General features: G+C 44.1%; 15 protein-coding genes. 8 read left to right on the top strand and 7 right to left on the bottom strand.

The features are described 5' to 3' along the window. Positions 1-219 precede the first annotated feature (219 nt). The gene (locus LZG72_RS26755; RefSeq protein WP_233878218.1) at positions 220-1,500 is read right to left on the bottom strand and encodes a DUF5103 domain-containing protein; all 1,281 of its coding nucleotides are present in this window, start codon (positions 1,498-1,500) and stop codon (positions 220-222) included. Positions 1,501-1,620: 120 nt separating this feature from the next. On the opposite strand from LZG72_RS26755, the gene LZG72_RS26750 reads away from it, so the two are divergent. Beyond that, a complete protein-coding gene (locus tag LZG72_RS26750; RefSeq protein WP_233878217.1) occupies positions 1,621-2,184 on the top strand; it encodes a Uma2 family endonuclease in 564 nt (187 codons plus the stop codon). 52 nt (positions 2,185-2,236) lie between these two features. Here LZG72_RS26750 and LZG72_RS26745 read toward each other — a convergent pair whose 3' ends face one another. Then, positions 2,237-4,177 (bottom strand): ABC-F family ATP-binding cassette domain-containing protein, encoded by a 1,941-nt coding sequence (locus tag LZG72_RS26745; RefSeq protein WP_233878216.1) that lies wholly within the window; start codon positions 4,175-4,177, stop codon positions 2,237-2,239. 111 nt (positions 4,178-4,288) lie between these two features. On the opposite strand from LZG72_RS26745, the gene LZG72_RS26740 reads away from it, so the two are divergent. The 5 genes from LZG72_RS26740 to LZG72_RS26720 all read left to right on the top strand — a co-directional run bounded on the left by LZG72_RS26740 (position 4,289) and on the right by LZG72_RS26720 (position 12,294). Continuing rightward, on the top strand, positions 4,289-4,870 hold the full coding sequence (locus LZG72_RS26740) for a bifunctional precorrin-2 dehydrogenase/sirohydrochlorin ferrochelatase (RefSeq protein ID WP_233878215.1): 582 nt from the start codon (positions 4,289-4,291) through the stop codon (positions 4,868-4,870). A 297-nt stretch (positions 4,871-5,167) separates the two neighbouring features. Continuing rightward, a complete protein-coding gene (locus tag LZG72_RS26735) occupies positions 5,168-8,524 on the top strand; it encodes a SusC/RagA family TonB-linked outer membrane protein (RefSeq protein WP_233878214.1) in 3,357 nt (1,118 codons plus the stop codon). A gap of 30 nt (positions 8,525-8,554) precedes the next feature. Next, on the top strand, positions 8,555-10,030 hold the full coding sequence (locus LZG72_RS26730) for a RagB/SusD family nutrient uptake outer membrane protein (protein ID WP_233878213.1): 1,476 nt from the start codon (positions 8,555-8,557) through the stop codon (positions 10,028-10,030). Between the two features lie 10 nt (positions 10,031-10,040). Next, on the top strand, positions 10,041-10,976 hold the full coding sequence (locus LZG72_RS26725; RefSeq protein ID WP_233878212.1) for a putative zinc-binding metallopeptidase: 936 nt from the start codon (positions 10,041-10,043) through the stop codon (positions 10,974-10,976). A 7-nt stretch (positions 10,977-10,983) separates the two neighbouring features. Next, positions 10,984-12,294 carry a DUF4302 domain-containing protein gene (locus LZG72_RS26720; RefSeq protein ID WP_233878211.1) on the top strand — a complete coding sequence of 437 codons (1,311 nt, stop codon included), beginning with the start codon at positions 10,984-10,986 and terminating at the stop codon, positions 12,292-12,294. A 6-nt stretch (positions 12,295-12,300) separates the two neighbouring features. Here the strand turns inward: LZG72_RS26720 and LZG72_RS26715 are convergent, their stop codons facing one another. Further along, positions 12,301-13,080 (bottom strand): glycosyltransferase family 2 protein, encoded by a 780-nt coding sequence (locus LZG72_RS26715; protein ID WP_233878210.1) that lies wholly within the window; start codon positions 13,078-13,080, stop codon positions 12,301-12,303. Further along, on the bottom strand, positions 13,073-14,323 hold the full coding sequence (locus LZG72_RS26710; RefSeq protein WP_233878209.1) for a glycosyltransferase family 4 protein: 1,251 nt from the start codon (positions 14,321-14,323) through the stop codon (positions 13,073-13,075). The genes LZG72_RS26715 and LZG72_RS26710 overlap by 8 nt, the downstream gene beginning before the upstream one ends. A gap of 131 nt (positions 14,324-14,454) precedes the next feature. On the opposite strand from LZG72_RS26710, the gene LZG72_RS26705 reads away from it, so the two are divergent. Then, on the top strand, positions 14,455-15,363 hold the full coding sequence (locus LZG72_RS26705; RefSeq protein WP_233878208.1) for a class I SAM-dependent methyltransferase: 909 nt from the start codon (positions 14,455-14,457) through the stop codon (positions 15,361-15,363). 1 nt (position 15,364) lies between these two features. On the opposite strand, the gene LZG72_RS26700 is transcribed toward LZG72_RS26705, so the two are convergent. Further along, entirely contained in the window at positions 15,365-15,862 is a 498-nt protein-coding gene (locus LZG72_RS26700) for an ORF6N domain-containing protein (RefSeq protein WP_233878207.1), read from the bottom strand. Positions 15,863-15,994: 132 nt separating this feature from the next. Between LZG72_RS26700 and LZG72_RS26695 the strand changes: the two genes are divergently transcribed. Beyond that, positions 15,995-17,260 carry a nucleotide sugar dehydrogenase gene (locus LZG72_RS26695; RefSeq protein ID WP_233878206.1) on the top strand — a complete coding sequence of 422 codons (1,266 nt, stop codon included), beginning with the start codon at positions 15,995-15,997 and terminating at the stop codon, positions 17,258-17,260. A 4-nt stretch (positions 17,261-17,264) separates the two neighbouring features. Here LZG72_RS26695 and LZG72_RS26690 read toward each other — a convergent pair whose 3' ends face one another. Together LZG72_RS26690 and LZG72_RS26685 are read right to left on the bottom strand one after the other, a co-directional pair. Further along, the gene (locus LZG72_RS26690; protein WP_233878205.1) at positions 17,265-18,074 is read right to left on the bottom strand and encodes an FkbM family methyltransferase; all 810 of its coding nucleotides are present in this window, start codon (positions 18,072-18,074) and stop codon (positions 17,265-17,267) included. A gap of 11 nt (positions 18,075-18,085) precedes the next feature. Beyond that, positions 18,086-18,982: a glycosyltransferase gene (locus LZG72_RS26685; protein WP_233878204.1), complete on the bottom strand. Its 897-nt coding sequence runs from the start codon at positions 18,980-18,982 to the stop codon at positions 18,086-18,088. Between the last annotated feature and the right edge of the window lie 38 nt (positions 18,983-19,020).

Genomic DNA, 19,020 nt, shown 5'->3' with positions numbered 1-19,020 from the left:
CTTTAAAAACTCATCAGTCAACAAATCTTCTGGTCTCATAAACTGTGTTTTGTTAAAAGTAAAAAATCGGAGTTACAAACCCCGATTTAAACTTTACACAGATTTTGAGATAGTGTCTTAAAGGGTAAAAGAAAGCAACTCTCACAGCTGCTTTCTTTACCCCTAACATCTCACATCTCACTTTTTACATTTCACTTTTACTCCCTTCCCCCCCACATCTTACCTGCGCCGGTTCCACTCTACGGTCCGGTACCCAATCAAAAGATCCGCTCTTCCCGCCGGCGGGCGATGGTAAATTAAAATATCATAGTCATTTTCCGTCTCGGCATAATTTCCTTCAATGTAAGCCTCGTCCGGCTTTTTATCACCCCTCACAACCACGTAATCATAATTAATAACTCCCTGCTTAATAACCATTTCCACTTCATAAACCTTTGTATCCGGGTTGTAAGTCATTCGGTTGCGGTCGTCGAGTTGCCATAGATTAAATGCTCCATTCACATAGAACTGCGCACCGGGTTCTTCTTCGACTTTTAATGTAAATAAAACGGGAGTGTAATCAGCCTCCACGCTTCCCCGCCCGGATTCCCGCTGATCTACAATGTATTGACCATTAAAATCATCGATTTGGATGTGCCCGCCAACTGCCCTGGATTTGTCGGGAAACAACGAAAGTCGAGTGAAATCGGCGGTTCGTTCGATTTCATTCACACCATACCCTCGTCCCGATAACGTCCGGCTGTCGAAATAGCGAAATTCATTGCCGCCGGGAAATGTATTTTCCAAATCAAAAAAAGTGTATTCAAGGAGCTGATCAAATGGGCGCACATTGGTCGGCTTAAATCCTGAGCGCGTTTGATCCCACCGGAAATTTTTACGCAGTATTACTTTCAGGTCCGTTTGAGGCGCATTGAGCTGATAACCCTTATAATTTACTTCGAAATCGATTTGCTGGTCCGAAAACTGCTGCTGGATTCCTTGTGAAAAACGGGCCTTCGCCGCAACGTTGACCCTGGACTCGTAGAGCATAAACCTCCGGCTAAGAACAGGCTTCCGATCACGATCGGAATAAACATAGATGACGTAATTGCCGGACAGTTTTAACCTGGGAACTTCCAGGCGATAATGAAAATAGGGGACTTTTGTGCTAAAAGACTGCTCGTACGAGCTGATCGGATATTCATTAAACTCAAAAGTAAATTCTATATCGTTCAGATTTGACTTCGTCCAATCCATATTACAATGCACGATTTTAGCCCTGTAACCTTCAAACTGACCTGACAGATCGTCGAATTCAAGAACAAATGGTGAGGTAGCATTCAGTGGCTTAATGGCAGGTGTAAGCAATCGGGTAGGGTTTTCCGGATTTTCCAATGCCGGATAAAGCAGTACGGTCCTGATCTTTTCATTATAAATATGATCTTCCAGACGCAAGTTTTGAGGCTGGCTCCGAACAGTCTGGAAACCAAGTAAGAGAAAAAAAAGAAAAGAGAAATGCATTTTAATTTTAGGAGAACAGCATCTAGTTTTCGATGAAGTTAAGTCTAAGTTAATGAAAGGTCTTTTGATCATTATTAACTATTTTTGATTACATTATAAATGACAGCACAAACGAGAAACATGTATTCCGAACAAGAATATCTGGAATTAGAACGGGAGGCCGAGTATAAAAGTGAATATTTTCGCGGAGAAATATTTGCAATGGCTGGCGCAGGGCACAATCATAACCGGATTGTGCAGAATCTTTCAGGAGAATGTTACATTGCTTTTAAAGGGAAGTCCTGTCATACGTTTTCGAATGATATGCGGCTAAACATTCCTGAAAATGGCTTGTACACCTATCCGGATGTGATTATCGTTTGTGGGAGAAACGAATTTCTTGATGAGAAGAAAGATACTCTTGTAAACCCAAATGTGATTATTGAAGTGCTTTCATCATCAACATCTTCTTACGACAGGGGAGAGAAGTTTCACTTTTACAGAAGCATACCGTCTTTGTGCGAATATGTGGTCATCGACTCTTCTAAAATTGCAGCGGAAGTTTACAGAAAAGACGAAAATGGCTTTTGGTATATTGCCTCTGAGGGATATGCAATCGATGAATTTATTGAGCTTAAAAGTGTTGAATTGCGCATTGCCTTAAAAGACATTTACGCCGAAACAGAAGACATATTAGTGCGATGATAGGATTAAACAAAAAGAGAAAATCGGGTTGATTTCCTCTTTTTGTTTAATCCTACTTCCCAGCCAGCTCCTCCACTTCCATCATCAGATTTTCCCAGTCTTCGGTACTTTTTTCAAGCTTTTGCTTGATATCTGCATAAAACCGGTTTATTTCTGACAATGCTGTTGAATCATTGTAAATTTTCGGATCTGCGAGCTTCGTTTCGGTTTCCGATTTCCGTGATTCCAGGTTGTTGATTGTCAATTCCAGTTCCTCGATCTGCTTTTGAGCCTTCTTCAGTTTTTGAGAATCTTCATTTGAAACTGGCTTGCCGTTGCTCTTTGGTGTGGGCTGTGAGGTTGGTTTTTGAGGCGGCGCGCTGCTGACAACTGCTTTTTCGCTGACAGCCGATTGTAAGCCGCGTTCTTCAATCCAAATCTCATATTCCTGATAAGTACCCGGATATTCTTTAATCTGATGATCCTCGATGTACCAGATCTTATTTGCGATATTTTCAACAAAATACCGGTCGTGAGAAACTACGATATAACTGCCCTCGTACTGTTGCAATGCCTGGATCAGAATATTAACAGACTGCATATCAAGGTGGTTGGTAGGTTCATCGAGCAGCAGGAAATTCGCTTGTGAAAGCAGTACCTTGGCTAATGCAACTCGTGATTTTTCACCTCCGGAAAGCACTTTGATTTTCTTAAAAACATCGTCGCCGGAGAAAAGGAAGCAACCAAGTACCGTTCTGAGTTCCGTTTCCGTCTTGTTTGGATTGGCGTATTTTAGCTCCTCAATCAGGTTATGCTGAACGTTGAGCGATTCAAGCTGATGCTGCGCATAGAATGTAAACGATACATTATGCCCAAGTCGCCTTTTTCCTTCAATGTTCTCAGTGCCAGCCACAACGCGCAGCACCGTAGACTTTCCGCGTCCGTTCGCGCCGATCAATGCGATCTTGTCGCCACGCTCCATACTGATGCTCGTACTGTCCAGGATCACCTTTTCACCGTACGCTTTGGACGCATCTTCCAGCTGGAAAACGTGCCGGCCCGGCTGAGTAGTGAACTGAAAACGAAAATGTACTTTGGCATTTTCGTCGATAACCTGGTCTACCACGTCCATTCTGTCCAATGCTTTCACGCGGCTTTGAACTTGCTTCGATTTGGTAGCCTTTGCCTTAAATCGCTCTATAAACCGTTCCGTCTGGCGAATTTTTGCTTGTTGATTTTCATAGGCACCGCGCTGAATATCATTTCTCTGCTCTTTTTCTTCTAAATAGTAAGAATAATTTCCAGCGTAGTAATTCAATTTTCCACCCGAAACTTCCACCGTGGTGTCCACAGTATTATCAAGGAATGCACGGTCGTGGGAAACTACGATTACAGCTCCTTCGTAAGACTGCACATATTTTTCAACCCATTGAATCGAAGGTAAGTCAAGGTGGTTGGTAGGTTCATCCAGCATGAGCAGGGAAGGCTTTTGTAATAAAAGCTTTGCAAGCATCACACGCATTCTCCAACCCCCGGAAAACAGTCTTAAAGGCTCATGAAGGTCAGCTGTGGAAAAACCAAGACCTTCCAGGATCGCTTCCGCCTTCGACTGGACGGTATAACCATCGAGTGCTTCAAACTCATCCTGAACCTTTGCAAGCTTATCAACCAATGCGTCGGTATAATTATTCTCCATATCGTGCAGAATTTTATCCATCTGCACCTGAAGGATATTTTGTCTCTCAAATGCCTGCATGGCAACTGAAAGTATGGAATCGTCACTCTGGTATGAAAGCAAATCCTGGTTGAGAAAGCCGATCGTACAGTCGCCTGCTTTTGAGATATTCCCGCCATCAGGCTGAAATTCTCCGTTGATCATTCTGAGGAGTGTAGACTTTCCCGTTCCATTAAGGCCAATCAGACCAATTTTCTGCTTTGGCTTTATATGCAGCGACGCACTATCATAAAGTGCACGGTCGCCTAAAAAATAACTGAGGTTGGTAATCGCGATCATACTGCAAAGGTACGGGGAAAGAGGGAGATAGTAAAAGTACAATTGTTGGAATAGTTATAATATGACGGATATTACCTAACGATCTTTTAAGATTTGAGCTAAATTTGAGTTATGAACAATCTATTCCCGATATTTTTAAAACTGGAAAACCTGCAAATGCTCATTGTTGGTGGGGGTTATGTGGCTTTGGAAAAACTGACTGCGGTATTGCAGAATTCCCCGGAGGCCAATGTCACCCTGGTTTCACCTGAAATAGGAATGGAAATACGCACGCTCGCCAAGGATAATTCACGAATAAATCTAATTGAGCGGAAATTTGAGGATCAAGATCTTAGAGAGAAAGACCTGGTGCTCGTAGCGACAAATGATAAAGCTGAAAACAAACGGATTGCCCTTGTAGCGCGAGAAAAGCACCTCATAGTGAATGTGGCGGACACGCCGGATATCTGCGATTTTTATCTTTCTTCGGTCGTACGAAAAGGAAATTTGAAAGTAGCGATCTCGACCAATGGTATGTCGCCGACACTCGCAAAACGGCTCAAAGAGGTATTGAGCGAAGCATTGCCGGATAATTTGGAAACTGCGATGGAGCAACTCAAAGCGGTGCGGGAAATGCTGAAAGGCGATTTCGCATATAAAGTCGATGAATTGAATCGCATTACCTCAGTTTTGACTGAAAAGAAGGCTCTCTGAAAAACGTAAAAAAATTGCCATAAACACACTTTAAAGCCACAATAAAAAGGAATCTAAAATGTTTTAATTAAGATAATCCTCAAAAATTATCTGCACCCTCCACATCAGTCATCATTCCAGCGTATTCGAATTGCTGACTTCCAGTTCCAGTTCTGAAATTTTACCAAGCACCGCCTGAATAGTATTGAATTGTTTCGTTAATTACTACTATAATTGCGTATTATTGAAATCAATAATTCCTAAAATCGCCGCAGGCGGAAACCCATTAATTTTGATTTAGACCTATACATTACATATATGAACCTTTTCTATCGGATCAGTGGCCAGAGTCGGCTTTTTGTGTTTGTTAGTGTTGCCTTTTTCTTACTCACCCTTATTTCCCCATTTTCCTCGCGCGGGTCTGCTGCCAATATTGACATTCGCGGTAATGTGAAAAGTAGCAGTGGCGAGTCGCTCATAGGGTCTACCGTTCGCATAAAAGGCACTCAAAAAGGGACTGTTACCAATGAAAAAGGCGAGTTTGTTTTGACGGATGTTCCCGAAGGCTCCACAGTAGTGGTTACCATGATCGGTTTTCTGGCGAAAGAAGTAAAAGCGACGCGAAGCATGTCCATTGAGCTGGCCGAAGATGCGGTAGGGTTACAGGATGTGGTCGTTACTGGTTTTCAGCAGATTGACAAAGATAAATTCACAGGCTCGGCGGTAACGCTGAAAACCGATGACGTGAAGATTGACGGGCTTCCCGACGTGAGCCGCATGCTCGAAGGCCGGGCCGCCGGTGTTTCCATTCAAAATGTGTCAGGTACCTTTGGGGCAGCGCCGAAAATCAGGATACGCGGAGCAACTTCTTTGAATGGAGATAACAAACCACTTTGGGTAATCGATGGGGTTGTACAGGAAGATATCGTCAATATTTCAAATGACCAGCTATCCAGTGGGGATCCAACCACCTTGCTGGGTTCGGCAGTAGCCGGGTTGAATCCGAATGATATCGAAACATTTGATATTTTGAAAGATGCGGCCGCGGCTGCATTATATGGTGCCCGGGCTATGAACGGCGTGATCGTGATCACGACTAAAAAAGGAAAAAGCGGAAAGCCTGTGATCACGTACTCAGGCAATTTCAGCACGCAGCTCACCCCGTCTTACCGCAATTTCAATATCATGAATTCGGCCCAGCAAATGTCGGTACTTGGAGAGCTTGAACGTAAAGGGTACCTCACTTCCAGTGTTTTATCCAGCCCGGATTACGGGGTTTATGGTAAATATTACAATTCGTTGAATGGAAATGACCAGGGTACTTTTCCATTGCCCAATACGCCGGAAGCGAAGAAAGATTTCCTGATGCGTTATGCCAGATCAAATACGGATTGGTTCGATGTACTTTTCAAACAGAATTTCATTCAGGAGCATTCGCTGAGCGTCTCATTCGGAACGGATAAGTCGAACTCCTATGCATCCGTGAGTTATCTGGATGATAATGGCTGGACGATTGCTGATAAAGTAAAAAGGTATACGCTCAATTTCAAAAATTCCTATCAGTTATCTGATAAAGTGAGCATTGGGATACTGACACTTGCTTCGGTGAGAAGGCAGCAGGCTCCTGGCTCGTTGAGCAGGAGAAGCAATCCCGTAGAAGGAAAATTTGACCGGGATTTTGACATTAATCCATTCAGCTATGCATTGAATACGAGCCGGACATTGACGGCTTACGATGAAAACGGGGATCTCGAATATTTCAGAAGAAACTTTGCGCCATTTAACATCGTGTCTGAATTGGCTAATAATAAGATCAATCTGACCCTCGGCGATATCAAAGTACAGGGTAATTTATCCTATAAAATCACCGACCACCTCACCTACGATTTCATAGGTGCACTCCGCTACATTCAGACGGGTCGGGAGCACATCATTACCGAGCATAGTAACATGGCGAACGCCTATCGCGCAGCAGAAAATTCGACGATCGCTTTGGCGAACAAATATCTGTACACAGATCCTGACGTTCCGAATGCATATCCGGTGGTTGTGCTTCCAAGTGGTGGTTTTTATAATAGAAATGAAGACCAGATGCTGTTTTATAACATACGTAACAACTTCCGGTACAATCAAAAGTTTAATGAAAGACATGTGATCGATTTGCTTGCCGGCCAGGAGATTAAGTACACAAACAGGCAAAACACCAATAATACAGGTTACGGATTTCAATACGATCAGGGAGGTACTCCTTTCGTGGATTACAGAATTTTGAAGCAAACCATCGAAAGCAACTTTCAGTACTACGGAATGCGAATGGACTACGAACGGTTCGCGGCGTTTTATGGAAGTGCAGGGTACACATTGGACGACAAATACAACTTCACGGGTTACATTCGGTACGATGGCTCCAATAGTTTCGGAAAATCTACCACCGCCAGATGGCTCCCGACCTATACCGTTGCAGGGTCGTGGAATTTTGACCGTGAGAATTTTTTCAAAAACCTTAAATGGCTGAGTATGGGACGACTGCGAGCCAGTTACGGGCTTTCGGCCGATACCGGCCCGGCTACCAACTCGGCAGTTTTGTTCCAGAGCATTATTACAAGACGGCCCATTGTCGATGAAAAAGAATCGGCCATTCAGCTGGCATCGCTTCAAAATACCGAGCTGACCTGGGAGAAATTATATAGTGGTAATGTCGGCCTTGATCTGGGCCTGTTTGCAAACAGGATCAACCTCACCGTAGATGGGTATATGAGGAACAGTTTTGACCTGATCGACGAAATCAAAACCTCGGGAATCGGCGGACAGATTTACAAAGTCGCCAATTATGCCGATATGGAATCGTATGGTGTAGATTTTTCAGTAGATGGGGTTTTGTTTAAAAACCGTGATTGGGATTTCCGGTCGAGGATCACCGTGGGATATGCGCAGACTTTGATCACAAATGTGGATAACAATCCCGGGATATTTGATTTGGTTAAAGCAGAGGGAGCGAATGTGCGCAAAAAACCGGTAAGAAGCCTTTTTTCAATCGACTACAATTCACTTAACCCAAAAACGGGTGTGCCTATTTTCCTAAATGAGAATGGCGAGGTAAGCTCCGATGTCTATCTGCAGGATCAAAATGTGAGTTATTTGAAGTACGAGGGGCCGGTAGATCCTCCTTTGACAGGTGGTTTTAATAATACCTTAACCTATAAGGATCTGTCCCTCAATGTATTCTTTACCTATCAGGCTGGAAACAAAATTCGTCTTAATCCTTTGTATAAAGGCGCATTCAGTGATCTCGACGCTATGCCAAAAGAATTTCTGGATCGGTGGGTTATTCCTGGCGATGAGGATGTTACCAATATGCCGTCGATCGCAGATAAGCTTGAACAACAATATTTAGTAGGGACGTATCCCTATAGTATTTACAATTATTCAACCGAGCGGGTTGCGAAAGGTGATTTTGTGCGGTTGAAATCCGTTTCACTGTCGTACAAGGTGCCATTACCAGTGATCGTGAAATATGGTTTCAAAGCCGCAAGTATCCAGGTATCGTCGATCAATCCATGGCTCATTTATGCGGATAAAAAACTGAAAGGCCAGGATCCTGAATTCTTCAATTCGGGCGGAGTTGCGCAACCGATCCAGAAACAGTTTACAGTTGCGTTGAAATTGACATTATAATCGCAGGAGGTGAGGTAAAAAGTGATTAACATGAGTAGAGCAACAATATTTAAAACGGCCATTCTGATCTTGCCAGTGCTAATTCTGACCGGTTGTGAAGATTTTCTTTCCACCGAGCCGGATAGTACCAGGGCGTCGATCAATACACCCAAGCAAGTTTCGCAGCTTCTTGCGACAGCTTATCCGCAGGCTAATTATGTGGTTTTTGCCGAATCCATGAGCGATAATGTCGGGGATAAGGGTACAGGAACTGACGATAAGACAAACCGCTTTTCATACCTTTTCGAGGAAGTAGAAGCCACCGTCGACGAGCAGGATTCCCCCGATTCGTACTGGGCGGAATGTTACCGCGCCATTTCGGTGGCAAATGAGGCACTTTCAATCATCGGCAAAACAGCTGATCCTTCTCAATATGCCGCTCAGCGAGGCGAAGCATTGGTTGCGAGAGCTTACGGTCATTTTATGCTGGTCAACTTCTTTTGCAAATTTTACGATCCGCAGCAGCCAAATTCAGATCCGGGTATTCCGTATGTGACTGAACCGGAAGATGTTGTGATCAAAAAGTATGAAAGAAAGACTGTTGCTTATGTCTATGAAATGATCGAAAAGGACCTGCTGGAAGGATTGCCTCTGATCAACGACGGCACCTATACCGTTCCTAAATATCATTTCAACCGCGCGGCCGCGAATGCATTTGCGAGCCGGTTTTATCTTGTGAAAAAGAATTACGCGAAGGTACTTGAATACGCAAACGCCGTGTTCCCAGGCGGAAATCTTGGTGAAAACCTCAGGCCGTGGAATACTACTTACGAAAGCCTTTCGCCCCAGGAATTGTATAACACGTATTCCCGTGCGAGCCAGAATGCGAATCTGTTGCTGATCGAAACATCTTCCCTGTATGGTCGGAATGTGGCGACTTACCGATATGGAATGAACTACCGGAAATGGCAGGAAGTTTCTGCGGGTGAGAACATTATCCTGGGCTCGGCAAGCTGGGCTTTTCCATTATATAGTCAGGGAGACAACAACTACCTGATCCCGAAATTGAATGAATATTTTGTCCGTGAATCGGTGAATGCAGAAATTGGATTCCCATATGTGATGCTCCCGGCGTTTACGGCCGAGGAGGTATTGTTTAACCGCGCCGAAGCCAATGCCTATCTGAACAATTCCGCCGCGGCACTTGCTGATCTCAACCTATTCGTGAGCAAACGTGTCAGCAACTACAATGCTGCCCGGCATTCGGTGACCTCTGCGAGCATTCGAAGTTATTTCGGGGCAAATACGAATGTGCTGCAGGGGCTGGTAAGCACAATTTTAGCTTTTAAAAGAATCGAATTCGTGCAGGAAGGAATGCGTTGGTTTGACATTCAGCGTTATGCGATTACGGTTCAGCACCAGACAAGCGGTGGTGCTGTCATTACCGTCCCCGCAAATGACCCGCGCAGGGTTCTGCAGATTCCACAGTCGGCGACAATTTCAGGTATAGAACAAAACAACAGGTAATGTTGAGAAAATGACCATGATACTATTAAGAACAATTTCGAAACTATTTTTTGCGGCGCTTATCCTCACTGCCACACTTACTTCCTGCAAAGAAGAAGAAATCGGTGAGGTCGACGACATTTCAGGATTGGGGGGTGACACATGGGTGCCTGGGCCGATTGACAAATGGATAATGGACAGCCTTACCATACCGTATAACATTTCTGCCAAGTATAAGTGGGACCAGTTTGAATTCGGAAATATTACTAAAACCCTGGTTCCGCCCGATGAGGCGCAGGTAGTGCCATTATTAAGCACCATTAAAAAAGCCTGGACATTGCCGTATGTGCAGGAGGCGGGTGAAGTTTTTTACAACAAATATTCTCCGAAATTTTTTGTCCTTTCCGGAAGTAATGAATACAATGCCGAAGGTTCAGTGACGCTGGGAACCGCGGAAGGTGGGCGTAAAGTGATTTTATACGGGACCAATTTGTTCAAAATAAAGGGTATGGCTGGGTATAACCCGGCAGAGGATTCTTCATTTGTAAAGGATTGGTTTTTACATACCATTCATCATGAATTCGGCCATATTCTGCATCAAACTGTGCTTTATCCGGTGGAATACAAGAATATTACGAAGTCTTTATATCAGGGTGGAAACTGGATAAACTGGTCGGATGAAGATGCGCGGAGAGATGGTTTTGTGACAGCTTACAGTTCACTTAATTTTGACGAAGATTTTGTAGAAATGATCGCGATGATGCTGACGGAGGGGAAAGCGGGTTTTGACAAAATTGTAAACTCCATTCCCGAGGGTACCAGTCCGAGAGGGGTTACCAAAGCGCAGGCGCAGGCTTCACTGAGACAAAAGGAGGCGATTGTGGTTGCGTATTACAAAAACACATGGAAAATAGATTTTTATAGCCTTCAAAAACGGGTTAGAGGATCTATGAATAAACTTTTTTAAAATTTAGATGAAAAATTCCATTCTATATGTCCTGTTTCTGACCGCCGCTTTTTTCTCTTGTGAAAACAGCGACGATACTGTTTTTGAGGAAACGGCCGACGTCCGGTTGAATGCAGCGCTGGCATCCTACGAAAAGCAACTTGTAGAGGCTCCGAGCGGCTGGAATGCAGTAATTTATCCGGCTGGTGGCGGGAGCTACGGATTTCATTTCAAGTTCAATAATCAAAATCGGGTGGTAATGTATTCCGATTTTGCAGATGCTTCTGCGGCTACTGCGAAGGAAAGCAGCTACCGGCTAAAAGCACTTCAAACTCCTTCGTTGATCTTTGATACCTACTCGTACCTGCATGTGTTGTCAGATCCCGAGTCTGACGTGAATGGCGGCGATTTGGGAGAAGGGTTGAAATCGGATTTTGAATTCAGCATTTTTCCGGATTCCGTGAAAACAGATGTCATTACATTGGTGGGACGGAAAAATAAGAGCAGACTTGTGCTGACCAGGGCCAACGAAGCTCAGGCAACTGCATATACAAACGGAAGTGTGGCAAAAAGCCTGCTTTTCAACAATATCGCCAAATACCAGACTTATTTCAAGCGGATTACACTGGGTGGAGTTACCTATGAAATTACGGTTAATCAACAAGATCGAGTGATAAAGCTTACCTGGCTGTCGGGAACCACTGGTAATACTTTCACGACCGAATATTATTTTGGCCCGGCAGGTCTCACATTTGTAAAGCCGCTTGTGAACGGTTCTCAAACGATCACCGGATTTACCAATTTCACCTGGAATGCAAACACCGTTCAGCTCGGTTTTTCGGGTGCAGGTGCCAATACGGTGGTGACAACCGCCATTAAACCACTGGCGGTTGATCTCGCAGCGTCGAGAAGATGGTGGCAAAAACCGGTCGATTCCGGGGGAGAATGGAGGTCGGAATTCGGCTTTCATGTCAACGGCGTTGACGATGCATTTAAGGTTAAAGATCTTGTTTCAGGAAAAGACGAATTCGCGTTTTACATTTATCAGCCGGCAGTGGACCCGGACTACGACGTATTTGCGCCGGTATTTTACATAGAAGAAGAAGAGAAATTGGATCTGGTGTATGGTCACGCACCTGGCAGGCCTACTTTTGTTGCAGATGGTCGTGTCATATTTCCCGAATGGGGATCTCTGGGGACTGTGCCAAAACCGGGTCCCGCCGCGAGCAGTGCTGCCCTTCTATTTGATCCAAGCGGCTTCTACCTGATACAAACGTCCGAGGACACGTATGATATGGTCAGTGCCAAAGACGCGAAAGCTTGGATAACCTGGGAATAACCCGTACTACCAATACTTGCCATTTCGCCGGCTGAACCTGTATCCTCGCCAGAGAATTCTAATGTGATTGAAGACGGTCGGTATGATGCCAAAATGCTTTTTCAAAACAGTGAAACGATCCAAAAGAGAGCGTCTGTGATTTTGGGTTGACAAACCTCCGAGAAGGTATTTGCAGAGTATAAATGGGAGATAATGAACGGTTTTGGAAGATTTCAGGCAACTGATTTCCCAATCAATGTCGGCGCTCAGATTATCGATGTCGTAAAAAGGGACAATTTCTTTTTTTGCTATAAATGCCTGGTGGCAAACTTTCATTCCCAACGCAAAATCCTGCCATTTCAAATTTTCAGGAAGAGTATGTGGCGTGACTGCACTTCTTAGTCCAACCTTCTCACTATTCTCGCGGACGATGATCGCGTCACTGTAATAAACGTCTCGGTTCGTTTTCAGTTCTTTCAAAAGGTCAGCCAGTACATTTTCATCTGCAACTTCATCACCGGCATTCAGAAACCACAGGTACTTCCCTGTCGAAATCGCAATGCCTTTATTCATAGCATCATAAAGCCCATTGTCTTTTTCAGAAACGACCTTCGAAATAATGGTTGAGTACTGTTTCGTGATAGATAGGGTAGTGTCCGAAGAGTTTCCATCAATGATCAGGTATTCAACCGAAGATTTGTCAATCACTTTTTCCAGTGCATTTTGCACACTTTCCAGCGTTCGGCCAACGAAACGTCCGGCGTTGAAAGTAACTGTGACAATGGTCAAAAAAGGCTGATTACCCATTCATTAAAGATTGATATATCGTTTGATACTGGCTGGCAACTACACCCTCAGAATACTGGTTCAATACTTTTTCCCGCGCATTTTCAGATAATATTCCTTCTGTATTTTCTTTCAATACCCATTTGATCCCTTCGGAAAGAGAAGTTGGGGACTTTAATTCTGCAACAAATCCGTTGTGTTTATGATCAATCATTTCCGGAATCCCGCCGGTTGCAAATCCGACAGCAGGTGTTCCGCAGGCCATGGCTTCCATGATTGTATTAGGTAAATTGTCTTCCAGGGAAGGTACCACGATCATATCCGCTGCATTATAAACTTTGACAATCTCTTCAGAATGTGTGATTTTTCCCAAATAATGAACCGGCACCGGAAATGATGTAAAGCTCTGATTGTCGGCTTTCCCAAAAATCAAAACCTCGATATTTTCATAAGACATCTTTAAATGCTCAATTGCTTCACGAAAATATAAAAACCCTTTTCTCGGATCCTGCGTGTTGGCTCCGGCAAACAAAATCAACTTCTTGTTGGTTGGTAACTGCAGTTCAGTTCTTACATTGATTTTATCGAGAGGTTTAAAAAGGTTGGTATCAATGCAATTCGGGATCGTTAATGCATTTAAATGGCCTGTCAATGCGGCATTTTTCGTGAGATCTTTCAGCCAGAAACTTGGTGATATCAAAGCCATTTTTGCCAAAGCATACAGTTTTCTCTTAACCTCAAATTGATCGAATGAAATATCATATCGGTCTGGTTTGGCTAAATAAGGACAATAGTTGCAATGCGACAGATAATGATCGCAGCCCCGGCTGTAATGGCAGCCACCGGTTACCGTCCACATATCATGCATGGTCCAGACAATGGGTTTTCCTAATGAAAACAGCTTTTCCAGGGAAGAAAGCGACAAAAAGCCGAAATTGACCCAATGCAAATGAAGGATATCCGCCTTCTTTACAAGAGGATGCTGACTAATATCCGCACCCGCGACAGCCGGTGAAAAAGCAAACCGGATGGATTTGTCTTTCTCATGGGGCAAAAAATAAAGCCTTTCCGCAACAAAACGGCCAAATGCTTTTCTGGATTTCCAGGTTGAAGTTGCGAGCTGGCCCGCATTTCTTTCGTCCGATTGAAGGGTGGGAACTAGCAAATGTGAGTCGATCCCTGATTTCAATAATGCCCGGTGCAGCCTTGTTGCCGCTACTCCGGCACCGCCTTCCAGATGAAACGTACTCAAATGAAGTACCATGTAAATTGCTAGATATTGACTTTCCCGCCGCTGATGTTCTGGCGGCAGTGGGTAAAATTAATAGTTCTGCGGTTAAAAAATTTTTAATCGATAAAACTATCTTTATCCGAAAATAGGTAACCCAGCAACAAATGTCGAGCGAGAAGCGGAGCCACGAGGCGCATTCTGAATGGTACGAGGTACAATACGCTACCAAGGAAGCGAAAGATAAAGCCATCGAGTTGTGGGAGGATGACCAGCAGCGAAAAACCATCAATTACTGGATCCACCAGCGAATGCTCGACCTCGCGAATCCATTTGTTACAGAGCCAAAATCCTGGCTCACCGTAGGCGATGGTTACGGATTTGACGCCAATCATTTTTTCAAAAAGGGACTCGAAGTCACTGCATCCGATATCTCCGGGTCATTTTTGCCATTATCACAATCCAAAGGTCTTTTTAATCAATATGCGATTGAAAATGTTGAAAAACTGACATTTGAGGACAATAGCTTCGACTACGTTTTTTGTAAAGAGGCGTATCACCATTTCCCAAGACCTTATCTGGGAGTTTACGAAATGTTGCGCGTAGCACGCGAAGCGGTAATCCTCGTGGAACCTCATGATCCGATATCAAAAATGCCTTTGCTGCTGGCCATGCGTAACATATTCGATCGCTTCGATACGTCGCTTCTGCAGAAATATTGGAGAAACCGGTATTCGTTTGAAGAAGTGGGCAATTACGTATTTAAGTTGTCGGAACGTGAAATGGACAAGCTGGCCAACGGAATGGGACTGCCGGCGGTTGCATTTAAAGGGATTAACAACAACTATTATCATCCGTCCTACGGCAAAGAAAAGGCAGATGATTCATCGCCAGCTTTCCGTAAAATCAAGAAGAAACTGGCATTCCACGACTTTCTAACGCGCTTTTCATTGATGCCTTCCCAGGTTTTGTGCGCAGTGATTTTCAAGAAAATTCCTTCCCAGACGGTGGTGAATGCATTAAAACAAGAAGGGTTTCAAGTCCATATTTTCCCCCCGAATCCATATTCACATTAGTTCACTCGGCATTTTGCTTGAATCCGATTGCGTTTCTGTCAATCATCGGCGGATCGAGAAGGTAATTCAGTGCCTGCTGAATGTCGTCGAATTTCATGTGCATTTCCGTTTCCAGTTTTTCCACTTTCTTTTTTAATTCTTCGGAATCGAGGTAATACTGGCGCATCATTACAAAAGCACGCATGATCGTAATGTTGACCTGCAAAGCTTTCTTGCTTTTTAATACACTCGAAAGCATGGCTACGCCTTGTTCGGTGAATGCAAATGGGAGATATCTGTTGCCACCCCAGTTTGAGGTCACATTTTGTGACCTTAAGTTTTTCATTTCTTCATGTGTCAGTTCAAACATAAAATCCTCCGGAAAACGGTCTGGATTTCTTTTCACTGCCTGCTTTAAAACCTTCGTTTCAACTCCGTACATAATTGCGAGGTCATAATCCAGGATTACCTTGTTGCCGCGAAGCGTAAAAACTTTCTCTTGAATGAGTGTCAATTCCATAGTTTAGAGCGAAAAGTGGGTGCCTATTTGAATTGATACGCGTAAAGTCCGGGTTGGTCACACCTTGTCCGATAATTTTTTGGTAGGATGAAATATGCATAGTTTTATGGTCCATTAATTATGCAACATTGAATGCAGCCTGAATCGGAGAAAAAAATTGCAGTGATCGGGCTTGGCTATGTGGGCCTCCCGCTGGCAGTCGCATTTAGCCGCAAATACACGGTAAACGGCTATGACATTAATCCGCAGCGGATCGCAGAATTAAATGTAAATTTTGACCGTACCCATGAAATTCCCGAACAATCGCTAAGTCAAATAACGAATCTGACATTTTCTAATGATCAGGAAATTCTGGCACAATGCAACGTTTACATCGTCACAGTCCCAACCCCAGTTGATCATCACAAAAAGCCAAATCTGGTGCCTCTTTTAACAGCCAGCCGGACGATTGGGAGTTTCTTAAAAAAGGGAGATATAGTCATCTATGAATCAACCGTTTACCCTGGCTGCACAGAAGAAGATTGTGTCCCCGAATTGGAAAAAACCAGTGGATTAGCCTATAATGTGGATTTCTTCTGCGGCTACTCGCCAGAACGCATTAACCCGGGAGATAAGATCAATACGTTTACCAGCATTAAAAAAGTAACGTCGGGTTCCACGCCTGAAATCGCTAAAATTGTCGACAATCTCTATAATTCTGTGATTGATGCAGGTACGCATCTCGCGTCGAGCATAAAAGTAGCAGAAGCTTCAAAAGCGATCGAAAATGCGCAACGGGATATCAATATTTCCTTCGTCAATGAGCTGGCGCTGATCTTTGACCGGATGGACATTGATACCAGCGAAGTGCTAGAAGCGGCAGCCACCAAATGGAATTTCTTAAAGTACAATCCGGGTCTGGTGGGTGGACATTGCATTGGAGTAGATCCATATTACCTGGCTTATAAAGCCGAATCATTGGGCTATCATCCACAGGTAATCTTGTCGGGCAGGCGGGTCAATGATACGATGGGTATTTTTGTAGCAAACAAACTTGTGAAGCTTCTTCTGAAAAAAGGACGGAAAATCGAAGGAAGCCGGGTCTTGATTTTGGGGATTACGTTTAAAGAAAATTGTCCGGATATCCGCAATACCCGGGTTATCGATGTGTATCGTGAGCTAAAAGATTTCGGAATGCGGGTTGATATTTTCGATCCGTGGGCGTCGCGCGATCAGGTGAAGAAAGAGTATAACATTACACTTGTTGACCAACCGAATGGGATGTATGACGCGGTACTTCTTACCGTGGCGCACGATGCATTTCAATCGCTGGACTTTAAAGGATTTATTAAACCGGAATCCGTGATCTACGATTTGAAGTCGGTTCTGCCGCGCGAAATGGTGGATGCAAGGCTGTGATTAGCTACTCACGCCAGCCGTAAATGTTCAACTGAAGATCCATTACGTCGTTGCCCCGGTAGCGATGGTTCGTGAATGGACGGATACGATGCTGATTGGTATCGACAAAATAACGAAATCCGTTGTCTTCAAAAATCCGGATCACATTGGCAAGTTCCTGAGGATGATCGATGTATGAATGGAATTCGACGAAAAGGTTTTGGACGTGACCGAGGGTATACCGGCAATCCGTGAGCACTTCGTTTTCTGCGCCCTCAATGTCGATTTTGAGGAAATCAATATGTTCCTCTTTTAACAAATAATCCTTCAGACGAATGGAATCGATCTTTTTCTTTTCGGAAGTTGAATAGATCGAGGAAGAATCGGCTGATTCGCTTCCAAACCAGATTCCATTTTCATCCGTCCAGACCGCTTTATCAATGATCGTTACATCAGAAATGCCATTTTCTTTCAGGTTTCTGTGAAGTATAGAAGCAATTTCCGGTTCGGCCTCAAATGCGGTGATCTTTGCATTCGGATACAGTTTTTTGAAATATAAAATACTCATTCCCACATTGGCGCCACAGTCCAGTATAATCGGCTGATTGTTAGTTGTTTCGAAGTAATAAAACTCGTCCGCGAATATCTCTTTATGTTGCCACAGAAAAGACATTACATCCGGTACCTGCAATTTGAAACCACCAAATTTCACAAGCTCCGGCTTATGGCGGGCGCGATTTCCATATTTAAATAGCAGGCCAACGAATTCGCGGCTGGCGGGAGTACTGAGAGCAGTGTAGGGTTCTTTGAGTAAGTAGCGAAGCCAGTACGTCATTTTAATTTCAATCAGATCCGATATTTAACCCAGTTTTTGATTTTTACCCGAAAAGGCAACTTATAGTAATGCCGGAATGCATTGATAACGCCTGCATCGCGCTCAATTCCAGGGTCAAGTGTCACTTTTCCGGCGTCCATTTCTTTACCGTAATTGCCGGATTTGAAGGTAAAGTTAGTCCCGGTTCCGTCTGTTCCAATGTTTTTAATTTTTGATCTGACCGGATAAAGCCCGTACGCTTCATTTTTAAACTGCGTAAAAGTCCAGCGGATCGCCCACGAATCAATCACCCCCTTTTGCTGCTTTAATAACATCGGCCAAAGGTCACTGCCGCCCAGATTAAGCCCCGCTGCAATGGACGGATCTTTCGAGTCACGCTCAAAGTCCCGGATTTCCCAGTCCGCTTTTCGCCACTTTTCACGCCAGGTTCCCCAGCCCCAGGAACTCGCCCGTGGTGCAAGGTAAATGTCTTTGGTATAATCTGCGGGAACAGCAATGGGAGGGGTGTAGCCGGTTACAGAAAAGATGTCGGCCCGATCCTGGTAGATATCCAATGCGTCATTCATGAAGGTCAGAAAATCCGGTGTACTCAGCATATCGTCTTCCAGTACGATGATTTTTTTATACTGATTCAGAATTTCTGTTACACCTGAAATCACAGAAGTCGCAAGTCCCTTGTTTTTTTCGGCTGCAATCACAAATACGTTATTAAATCCTTCGATGTGGGATATGTACTTTCTGATTTCAGCGACCAAGGGTTCATCAGTGTCATTTCTCGGGCCATCGGAATAAATAAACAAATTGCTTTGCGAAGCCAGGGAATTAGCCCGCAGGGATTCGATGGTCTGCCGCAAATGCCAGGGACGATTGTAACAGAATAATACGATGGGGGCTAGTGAATCCGACAAACCGATCTTTGATTATGAAAGGCCAAAAATAGTTTTTA

The organism is Dyadobacter sp. CY323, from assembly GCF_021390245.1.
GTDB lineage: Bacteria > Bacteroidota > Bacteroidia > Cytophagales > Spirosomataceae > Dyadobacter.
This window is presented reverse-complemented; position numbering and strand designations above follow the sequence as displayed.